The 9,068-nt window shown below is 68.4% G+C and carries 8 protein-coding genes; 3 read left to right on the top strand and 5 right to left on the bottom strand.

The features are described from left to right. On the bottom strand, positions 1-371 hold a 371-nt coding region (locus tag DMB66_RS64960), incomplete at its 3' end, for a hypothetical protein (RefSeq protein ID WP_233625516.1). Positions 372-544: 173 nt separating this feature from the next. Here DMB66_RS64960 and DMB66_RS54600 point away from each other — a divergent pair. After that, the gene (locus tag DMB66_RS54600; RefSeq protein ID WP_125811933.1) at positions 545-1,384 is read left to right on the top strand and encodes a hypothetical protein; all 840 of its coding nucleotides are present in this window, start codon (positions 545-547) and stop codon (positions 1,382-1,384) included. 35 nt (positions 1,385-1,419) lie between these two features. Here the strand turns inward: DMB66_RS54600 and DMB66_RS54595 are convergent, their stop codons facing one another. After that, on the bottom strand, positions 1,420-2,208 hold the full coding sequence (locus DMB66_RS54595; protein ID WP_125811932.1) for a phosphotransferase: 789 nt from the start codon (positions 2,206-2,208) through the stop codon (positions 1,420-1,422). A 441-nt stretch (positions 2,209-2,649) separates the two neighbouring features. Between DMB66_RS54595 and alaS the strand changes: the two genes are divergently transcribed. Continuing rightward, the gene (alaS, locus tag DMB66_RS54590) at positions 2,650-5,328 is read left to right on the top strand and encodes an alanine--tRNA ligase (protein WP_125811931.1); all 2,679 of its coding nucleotides are present in this window, start codon (positions 2,650-2,652) and stop codon (positions 5,326-5,328) included. A 232-nt stretch (positions 5,329-5,560) separates the two neighbouring features. Here the strand turns inward: alaS and DMB66_RS54585 are convergent, their stop codons facing one another. From DMB66_RS54585 to hemC, 3 genes are all read right to left on the bottom strand, one after another. Continuing rightward, the gene (locus DMB66_RS54585) at positions 5,561-6,121 is read right to left on the bottom strand and encodes a hypothetical protein (RefSeq protein ID WP_125811930.1); all 561 of its coding nucleotides are present in this window, start codon (positions 6,119-6,121) and stop codon (positions 5,561-5,563) included. 433 nt (positions 6,122-6,554) lie between these two features. Then, positions 6,555-6,830, bottom strand: coding sequence for a hypothetical protein (locus DMB66_RS64955; RefSeq protein ID WP_233625517.1), 276 nt, complete (start codon positions 6,828-6,830; stop codon positions 6,555-6,557). 272 nt (positions 6,831-7,102) lie between these two features. Beyond that, a complete protein-coding gene (gene hemC / locus DMB66_RS54575; RefSeq protein WP_125811928.1) occupies positions 7,103-8,041 on the bottom strand; it encodes a hydroxymethylbilane synthase in 939 nt (312 codons plus the stop codon). A gap of 486 nt (positions 8,042-8,527) precedes the next feature. Here hemC and DMB66_RS54570 point away from each other — a divergent pair. Then, the coding region (locus tag DMB66_RS54570; protein ID WP_158647675.1) for a YdcF family protein at positions 8,528-9,068 on the top strand (541 nt) is incomplete at its 3' end.

Below are 9,068 nucleotides of genomic sequence, written 5' to 3'. Positions count from 1 at the left end.
ACGCTGCCCGCAAACCCCTGCAGAGCCGCGCTGTGCAGACGTTGCGCCTCTTCCTCGAATGCTCTCCAGAGACGCTCGCTGCACGGCCTCTCTGTGAGTCGATCCAGCACGGAGCGAGCGGCGCCGAGCCACTCGACGGCAGGTTCGGTGATCGAGTCGAGAACCCTGTTTGCAACATAGACGGAGCCGCGCATTGCCGTGTTTCGGGCCTCAGACATGGCGTCGGCCCGGGCCGACCGATCGCCGGGCGCCTCTTCCGGAACGGAAGTATCCACGTGGCTGACCTTACCGTCTTCCGTGACGAGCAGACGGCCGTGATCACCAACGGCGCCTTCGAAGCCTACTGGAAGTTTACTGTCCAGCAAGAACACGAACGCATCCACACCAGCCGAAACCAGGACCCATACGACCTCGCGGCCTGACCAACATCGAGAGTCACTCGAATTGAAACGCACCCCCTGCTGTTCCTACCCGCACGGAGGTCGTTGGCGCGGGCCGACCCGCTGATGAACACGACGACCGTGCCGACCGTCACAATGGTGTGATGACCGCCGAGGAACTCGACGAGCTGGACTGGGTTGTATGGAACCTGGAGGTCCAGGATCCGGGTGAACTTACCGCGCCCGGCGTGGGTGAGCGCACAGCTCCGGCGGTGACGCGGATGGCCGGCTCGCTCGGGTGTGTGTTCGTCCAATGCTGCGATGACGACGCCGTCGATGGGGTGCCCTACTACTCGTGGCTGGTGCGGGTGCCGCGCGAGGAGCATCGGCGTCGCGACGATCAGGGCATCCCCAGCGTGGTCGGCGTTCTGCACGCGCACCTGCGTATGCAGGTCCCGGACCGGGTCGGCCAGTGGCGGATCTACCCCGAACGTGATCTGTCCTGGCGCGATGACGCCGGGCGTGTCCTGCGCAGCGGGTACGACGATCTCCTGGATTCACTGGAGGCCGTCTTGTCGGGCCTTCGCCGCGACGGCGCCCAGCAGATCGACCCCGAGGCTCGATGCTGGTGGTGGAGCGCCGACCGCACCGTCCTGGCCGGCACCTACACCCTGTGGCTGTGCCAAGACCCCGACGTCGAAGACTTCGGGCGCTGGTTGCTCGTATACGCCGGACTGGCCGTCACCGACACGTTCTGGGCCGGCCGGCCCGGCCAAGGACTGCGGCGCTCCGGCGTCACACCGGGCAACCCGGTGCTGGTCTGGCCACGGCCCGCCGCCCACCAGTGGCTGATCACCGTCACCACCGCGACCTTCATGATCCCGCCGACCGCCCCGAGCCCGGACGCCGTAGGCGCGACGTACCGGTGGACCTCCCGCGACGGCACAGCACTCGCAGACCGGGTAGGCGTTGATCTTCGCGCGTTACTAGGTAGCGGAGGCTGACCGGTCGGATCGCACCCTCCTTGAGAGTTCGTCCGTCAGTCGCTCTTGCCGGATCGGCACCGATAGGCCGCCCATCGAGACGTCCAGGCCGCGAGGTCGTGCATCCACGCCGCGGTCGATCCCACCGACTTCGACGCCCACTTCTGCGCGTTCATCGTCGCGAAGTAGTCCAAGACCTCTGGATCGGTCAGCCCCCACACCGGGTGCCGCCCTAGCCACCGTTCGGCCTGTTCCGGGGTGTGCCCGGCGCTGATCAGCCACGGGGTGAGCATGGCCAGCTCAACCCACGGCGCGGCCTTGGCCGCAAACGCCCAGTCGACGATCCGCAGGCCGCCCGCGCTCACGATCAGGTTGGCCGGGCCGAGATCGGTATGAACGAGCGTGTCGCCGTCCATCGCCGGATGCGCGAACCCGAGCCGCGCATTCGGACCGAACAACGATACCTCGGGCGCCGGTGTCTCACCGAGCACCGTCAGCGCCTCACCGAGAAGATCCAGATCGGGGCTCCCCGGCGACAGATCGGCGTGCGGGCCTTCGCAGTGCTCGAAGCCCACCACCAGCCAGCCAGCCGCCTCGAAATGCCACTCGACCGCGGGCGAGTGAGACCCGCCGACGGCCTCACTCACCCGCAGCTCGAAGCGCAGTGACCGGACACCGAAATCGGTATGGGCCGCCTTGACGAACACCTTCCCGTTCGCCCCGGAGACGGTCGCGGCTATCTCCGCGTGGTCACCGGTCGTGGCAGGGACGATGTGAGAACCGCCGGCCCGGTCGGTCACCGCTTGGGTGACGGCCTCGGGCAGCGCGGTCCAGTCAATGCGCATCGGTCAGGTAGCCCTTTCAGATTCCCGGGTTCGGCGGGCAGCACGACGTCGCCTCGCCGTCCCCCCAGAGTCGATGTAGTAGCGAATCGGCTTCGTGTACTCCATGCGGGAGCCGTCCGCCGCCGCTGTTTGTCGATCAGCCGATTCTCCGCGAAATGACCATAGTCGCCTTGGTAGCATTCCCGGACGGCCGTGTCCGCGGCTGCTACACCCGGGAACGCTCCCAGGTTGGGAAGGCAAGGCGATGACGTTCTGCGTTGGACGGCGAGCTAGCCGCGCCGGGTGGATGCCCGGTCCGGTGGCTGCGCGCGCCTGACCTGAACGCTGCCCGGCGAGTCGATCCATCTGTGCCGGCGCCTCATCGCAGGTGAAGCGCGGCGCTGTCGTTCGCGCAGACTTCCACCGATCACCTGATCGGGTTGATTCTGGAGTCGCCTACCCATGCTTACCGGGGAGATCAAGCGTCGTTTTCTGACGCACTTTGAGAACAACGGTCACACCATCGTGGCCTCGGCGCCCCTGCCGGCGTACGACGATCCGAATCTGCTCTTCGTGGCAGCCGGCATGATGCCGTTCGTCGCGTATCTGACCGGTCAGCAATCCCCGCCGTGGCAGCGGGCCGTGGCCGTGCAGAAATGCGTGCGGACGCCGGACATCGACGAGGTCGGCAAGACCAGCCGGCACGGCACCTTCTTCCAGATGAACGGCAACTTCTCCTTCGGCGACTACTTCAAGCAGGGCGCCATCGACCTGGCCTGGGAGCTGTCCACCAACCCGGTCGACCAGGGCGGCTTCGGCCTGGATCCGTCGCGGATCTGGCCGACGGTCTACCTGGACGACGACGAGGCGTTCGCGATGTGGCGCAAGATCGGCGTGCCGGCCCAGCACATCGTGCGCCGCGGCAAGAAAGACAACTGGTGGCACATGGGCGTCCCCGGCCCCGGCGGCACCTGCTCCGAGCTGTTCTACGACCGCGGCCCCGAATACGGCCCGGACGGCGGCCCCGAGGTCGACGAGGACCGCTACCTGGAGTTCTGGAACCTCGTCTTCATGCGGTACGAGATCACCGACGTGACGTCGAAGGAGAACTTCACGATCGTCGACGAGTTGCCGGCCAGGAACATCGACACCGGCATGGGACTCGAGCGGATCGCGTCGATCCTGCAGGGCGTCGACAACCTGTACGAGATCGACGAGGTGCGCCCGATCCTGGCTCGGGCGGCCGAGATGACCGGCAAGACCTACGGGGCCCACTCGGGGCACGCAGCCAACCAGTCGCACCCCGACGACGTACGCCTGCGGGTGATCGCCGACCACGTCCGCACCGCGCTGATGCTCATCGGCGACGGCATCGTCCCGAGCAACGAGGGCCGCGGCTACGTGCTGCGCCGCATCATGCGCCGGGCGATCCGGTCGATCCGGCTGCTCGGCTGGCAGGGTGCGACGTTCCCCGAGCTGCTGCCGATCGCGCGCGACTGCATGGCGCCGTCCTACCCCGACCTAGCCACGGAGTTCGGCCGCATCGCGGAGTACGCCTACGCCGAGGAGGACACGTTCCTGGCGACGCTGAAGGCTGGCACCACGATCCTGGACACGGCGATCACCGACACCAGAAAGTCGGGCGGCCGGCAGCTGTCCGGCCCGCAGGCGTTCCAACTGCACGACACGTACGGCTTCCCGATCGACCTGACCCTGGAGATCGCCCAGGAGCACGGCCTGGCGGTCGACCAGGACGGCTTCCGGCGGCTCATGGCCGACCAGCGGTCCCGCGCGAAGGCGGACACGCAGGCGCGCAAGACCGGCCACGCCGACCTGTCCGGGTACCGCGCGGTGCTGGACGCGGGTGGCCCGGTCGAGTTCACCGGATATTCGGAGGTCTCCCGCGAGTCGCGGGTGCGGGCGCTGATCGGCGACGGCGGGCGGCTCGATGTGGCCGGCGAGGGTGACTTCGTCGAGTTGGTCCTCGACACCACCCCGTTCTACGCGGAGGGCGGCGGCCAGCAGGCCGACACCGGCGTGATCAACGTGGGTGGCGGCCAGGTCGAGGTCGTCGACGTGCAACGGCCCCTTCCCGGGCTGATCGTGCACAAGGCACGGGTGCTGCACGGCGAGGTACGGGTCGGCGAGACCGGCCTGGCCGAGATCGACGTGACCCGGCGCAGGGCGATCTCGCGGTCGCACACCGCGACCCACCTGATCCACCAGACGATGCGGCGTTTCCTCGGCGAGTCGGCAACCCAGGCGGGTTCGCTGAACGCGCCGGGCCGGCTGCGGTTCGACTTCAACATCCCGGGGGCCGTCTCGCCCACGGTGCTGCACGACGTCGAGCAGCAGGTCAACGAGGTGCTGCTGCGAGACCTCGAAGTGCACGCGTTCATCACCTCCCAGGAGGAGGCGCGCCGGCTCGGCGCGATGGCGCTGTTCGGAGAGAAGTACGGCGACGAGGTCCGCGTGGTTGAGGTCGGCGACTACGCGCGTGAACTCTGCGGCGGCACCCACGTGGCCCGCTCCGGTCAGCTCGGCCTGGTGAAGATCCTCAACGAGTCGTCGATCGGTTCCGGTGTACGCCGGGTCGAGGCGCTGGTCGGCATCGACGCGTTCGGCTTCCTGGCCAAGGAACACCTGCTGGTCACTCGGCTGGCCGAGCTGTTCCGGGTGCCCGGCGACCAGGTCGCCGACCGGGTCGAGCAGACCGTCACGGCGCTGCGCGACGCGGAGAAGGAACTCGGGAAGCTGCGGGCCCAAAAAACCCTCGGCGGGGCGGCGGCGCTCGCCGCCCAGGCCAAGGATCTGCGCGGAATTGCGTACATCGGTGCCGAGGCAGACGCGGGCGGCGGTGACGTGCGGGCGTTGGCCCAGGCGATCCGTTCCGAGGTCGACCCCGGACGTCCCGCGGTGGTCGCGGTCGCGTCCCGGGCCAACGGCAAGGCGTCGCTGACCGTAGCGATCAACGGCGCCGGGAAAAGCCGCGGGCTGTCCGCGGCCGATCTGGTCAAGGGTGCACTGTCCGGCCGGGGCGGTGGCAACGCCGACCTCGCCCAGGGCGGCGGCGTCCCCGCCGGTCAGGTTCCGGCGCTGCTTGCAGCCGTCGAGAAGGCGGTGGCGGACAACGCCCGCTAACCAGGCGTGGACTCGGCACCGTCGGCGGAGGTCGCTGCCCGACCGTCACCGAAACGCCACGCTTTGCCGTGGCGCGATCGGGCGGCCGGGCCTGGCGTTCGTTACTCGTGTTCACCGCGATCACGGCTACGGACAGTTCGAGCCCAGTCGGCCCGGTGCAAGGAAGCCGCCGGCCTCCTTGCGCCCCAGGTGCAGGTCAGAGGCCCCGGGGCGCCCTGTCGTCGGCCACCGCTCATCGGGCCGCGTCGGGGTCGAGATCGTCCCCGACGCGGGTCTCCGGGTGGACTTCGCGCACGTGGAAGCCACCCGTGTCGGCATTGCTGATGTGGTACGCGTAGCCGTCCAGCAACATCCAGCGGGTCGGTCCGTCCTCGCCGTCCAGGGCCGGGCCGACGCCGTCGGTGCCCGGCGCGTCCACCCGGCCGGGCGGCGCCGGGACGTCGGCGCCGAAGACGGCCGGACTGGTCACCAGGTAGCCGTCGACAATAGGCGGCCCGACGTAGTGTCCAGGCCGGATGACCACCCATTCGGCAGGGTCGAAGTCGATACCCCAGGTGTGCCCGGGACCGTCGAACCGGGCCACGATGTAGCGCCACTTCGGTAGCCACACCATCGGGCGGACTCCCTCAGCGGTGACAACGTCGATGCCCGGCGCGATGCCCGTGTCCGGATCCACCCGCAGGTACCCGACCAGCCAGCTCATGTCGACCGGCTTCATCGCCCGGTACGTCGGATTCTCGTTCAGCAGGGCCTCGAACTGCTCCCGCAACCGGTCGAACTCAGCGGTGCCCATTGGCTCACCCTCTCTGGTGCCCGGCGCGACGTCACTCAGGGCATGGATCGTGGACGGCTGGCTACAGGTCGATGTTGGCTTAGAGCTGCGAAGGTTGACCACACCAAACGACGCAAGTCGTTCGGCCGAGTTCAATGATCCGGGCCGCACCGCCCACCGCCTCCGCCCGGGCCCTCGCTGGCGCTACGTAGAACCTGATGTGACCTTGGCCTGGACCGGACAAGGGCTGGATGGGCAGGCGGGCCGCCGGTTCTCACACGGGCGTCCGGTGCGACCCCGAAACCCGAGGACCCGTGCTGATCGGTCATTTACGGCACGAGGATGACGGCAGGGTTGCGCGGGCCCGGGCCGCTTTGCAGCCGATACCGAGGTCGCCGGGGTGCCGGCGCCCGCTGCACTCTCGTATTGACCGGGGACCAGCAGCGGATCCGGATCACCCCGTCCGAGCCCGCGCACGAGACACCCGCGCGATGCGCCGCCCCACAAGGCGCTCAGCCTCGTCCAGCGGGTACCGAGCGGCACTCGTTACCTCCGACTCCTGGAGGCATCCCACGTCCCCGGCTGCCGTCGTGAACGCATACCCGATGTCGAGGTAGAAGTGTTCCGGCTCGCCCTTCTGCGGTCGAGCCGGAAACCTGCCGTACTCGACATAGACGGGCCCCTGAGACGCGGGAACCACCGCGTCGGGATCGATGCCGGTCTCCTCCACAAGCTCGCGCACTGCCGCGCCTATCAGCGTCGCGTCGGTCGGCTCAAGATGGCCACCGGACTGCAGCAGGATTCCGTACGCGCGTGCCCGACCAGCAGGACCTGACCTCGCGCCAATCTTCCCGTTCTCGGGCGAATACACCACCCTCGCCCCGTGCGACCCAACAACCGGCAGCCGCGACGTCCAACTCTTGATTGAGCTGTTCACCAAGCTCAAACGAGGTGGCGCCACCGCGATGGTCACCTACGCCGCGATCGAGATCGCGCCTAGGCTCACCGGACCTCTGCGACACCGCGGATCGCATCGAGGATGTCCTGCGCACCCCGGCTGATCAACTCGTCGGCCAGGGCTGAGCCAACCTGTTCCGGTTCCGCCGCCGTGCCCAGCGTGTCGGCGGCGATCTGCCGGGCCCCGTCCAGTGCAGTGACCTGCCCGAACAAACGCAGCCGACCACCGGGCAGGGTTTCGGCGTACGCACCGACCGGAACGCTGCATCCGCCATGTAGCCGGGCCAGGAACGCGCGTTCCGCGCGGACCTGCGCGTCTGTGTCGGCATCGCCGACCGTGGCGAGAATCGGCTGGATCGGTTCGTTGTCGGCGCGAACCTGGATTCCGAGTGCTCCCTGGCCGGGGCTCGGCGGGAACTGGTCGAGCGACAGAACCTCGCCGATCGCATCGTCGAGGCCGAGCCGGCGCAGCCCGGCAACCGCGAGGACCACTGCGTCGAGCCCGTCTGTCTCGATCTTTTTGAGGCGCGGAGGCACGTTCCCGCGAATCGGCACGACCTCAAGGTCCGGACGTACAGCGAGGAGTTGAGCCACACGCCGCGGCGCCCCGGTCCCGACCCGCGCCCCCTTCCGTAGATCCGAAAGGGTGGAGCCGCACAGCGCGTCAGCGACTTCACCACGCCGCGGCGGCGGAAGCAGGATCAGTCCCTCGGGATTGGCCGTCGGCAGGTCCTTGAGGGAATGGATCACCACATCCACGTCCCCACGAACCAGCGCGGCTTCCTGCTCGGTGCTGAAGGCGGAGCCGCCGCTTGCCGCTGACACGTCCGACAGCAGCGACCGGCGATCCTTGTCTCCGCCTTCCAAGATCACCCTGTGGGTAAACGTGATCGCCGGAAAACGCTCCCTCAGCGGCCCTAGGTACTCGCGAACCTGGGCCTTTGCGAGGTTACTGGCACGTGATCCAATCAGATATTGATCCACAACAACCGATCCGTGGGGAGGGAGCCAGAACAGCCCGTCTAGGCTACGCCTCCGCCGGACCCGATTCCTGCCTCGGACCGCCCGCTGGCTGCAGCGCGTCCCAGCCTCGCTGGCCTGCCGCTGATCGACGCCGGCGCCCACAGCCCTCGCTGCGGGCCGTGCTCGCGGTTGGGCGGATATGCCCAGCCAGGGCTACCTGCCCGCGTTCGGGAGCGTGTTCCTGACCGGGCGGCATGCCGCTGTCCAGCAACGAACCACAGGGCACCGCACGCCATGACCTGACCTGCGAGGACGAGAACGACGCCGGGCGCCGCCTGATGGTGGGCGCGCAACCAGCGGGGCGACGTGCTCGAAGGTCGCCGCTGTCTGGCTCCCGATGTGCTCACCCGCGCCCGCACCACACCGGCCGCCAGTTCCGCCCGGCGGCAGCCTAGCCTCCCCCCCGTGTTAGTGGTAGCGGATCCGCGACGATCCCGAGGAGGACGGTTGCAGTCCCGTACCGGCAGCATCAGCGACGCCCAATGGTCTGCGGCTTCCCGGCTGTGGCGCTACCACCAACTACGGCAACCGCTTCGCCGCTGCGAGGCTGCCATCGGTCTGGGCAGCCACGACATCGGTGTCGCCCGGCACGCGGCAGATCTGTATCACGCCGACTGGTTTCCGCTTCTGGTGTTTACCGGCGGCGCCAACTCGATCCATCCCGAACAGTTCCCCGACGGCGAAGCGGCCCGGTTCCGCGACGAAGCGATAGCCGCGGGAGTGCCCGAGTCCGCCATTCTGCTCGAACCTGCCGCGACCAACACCGGACTCAACATCACCCTGTCGCGTGAAGTGCTGGCCGCTGCCGGCATTGAACCCCAGACGGTGATGCTGGTATGCCGGCCCCATGACCAGCGGCGGGCGTGGGCAACGTGTCGACGACGGTGGCCGCAGGTCGAGGTCGTCTGTGCCTCACAGACGATCGGCTTCGACGACTACCTCGAGACCGTCCGTGACGAGCGGCTGATCATCGACATTCTGGTGGGTG

This window comes from Actinoplanes sp. ATCC 53533, from assembly GCF_003947245.1.
This window is presented reverse-complemented; position numbering and strand designations above follow the sequence as displayed.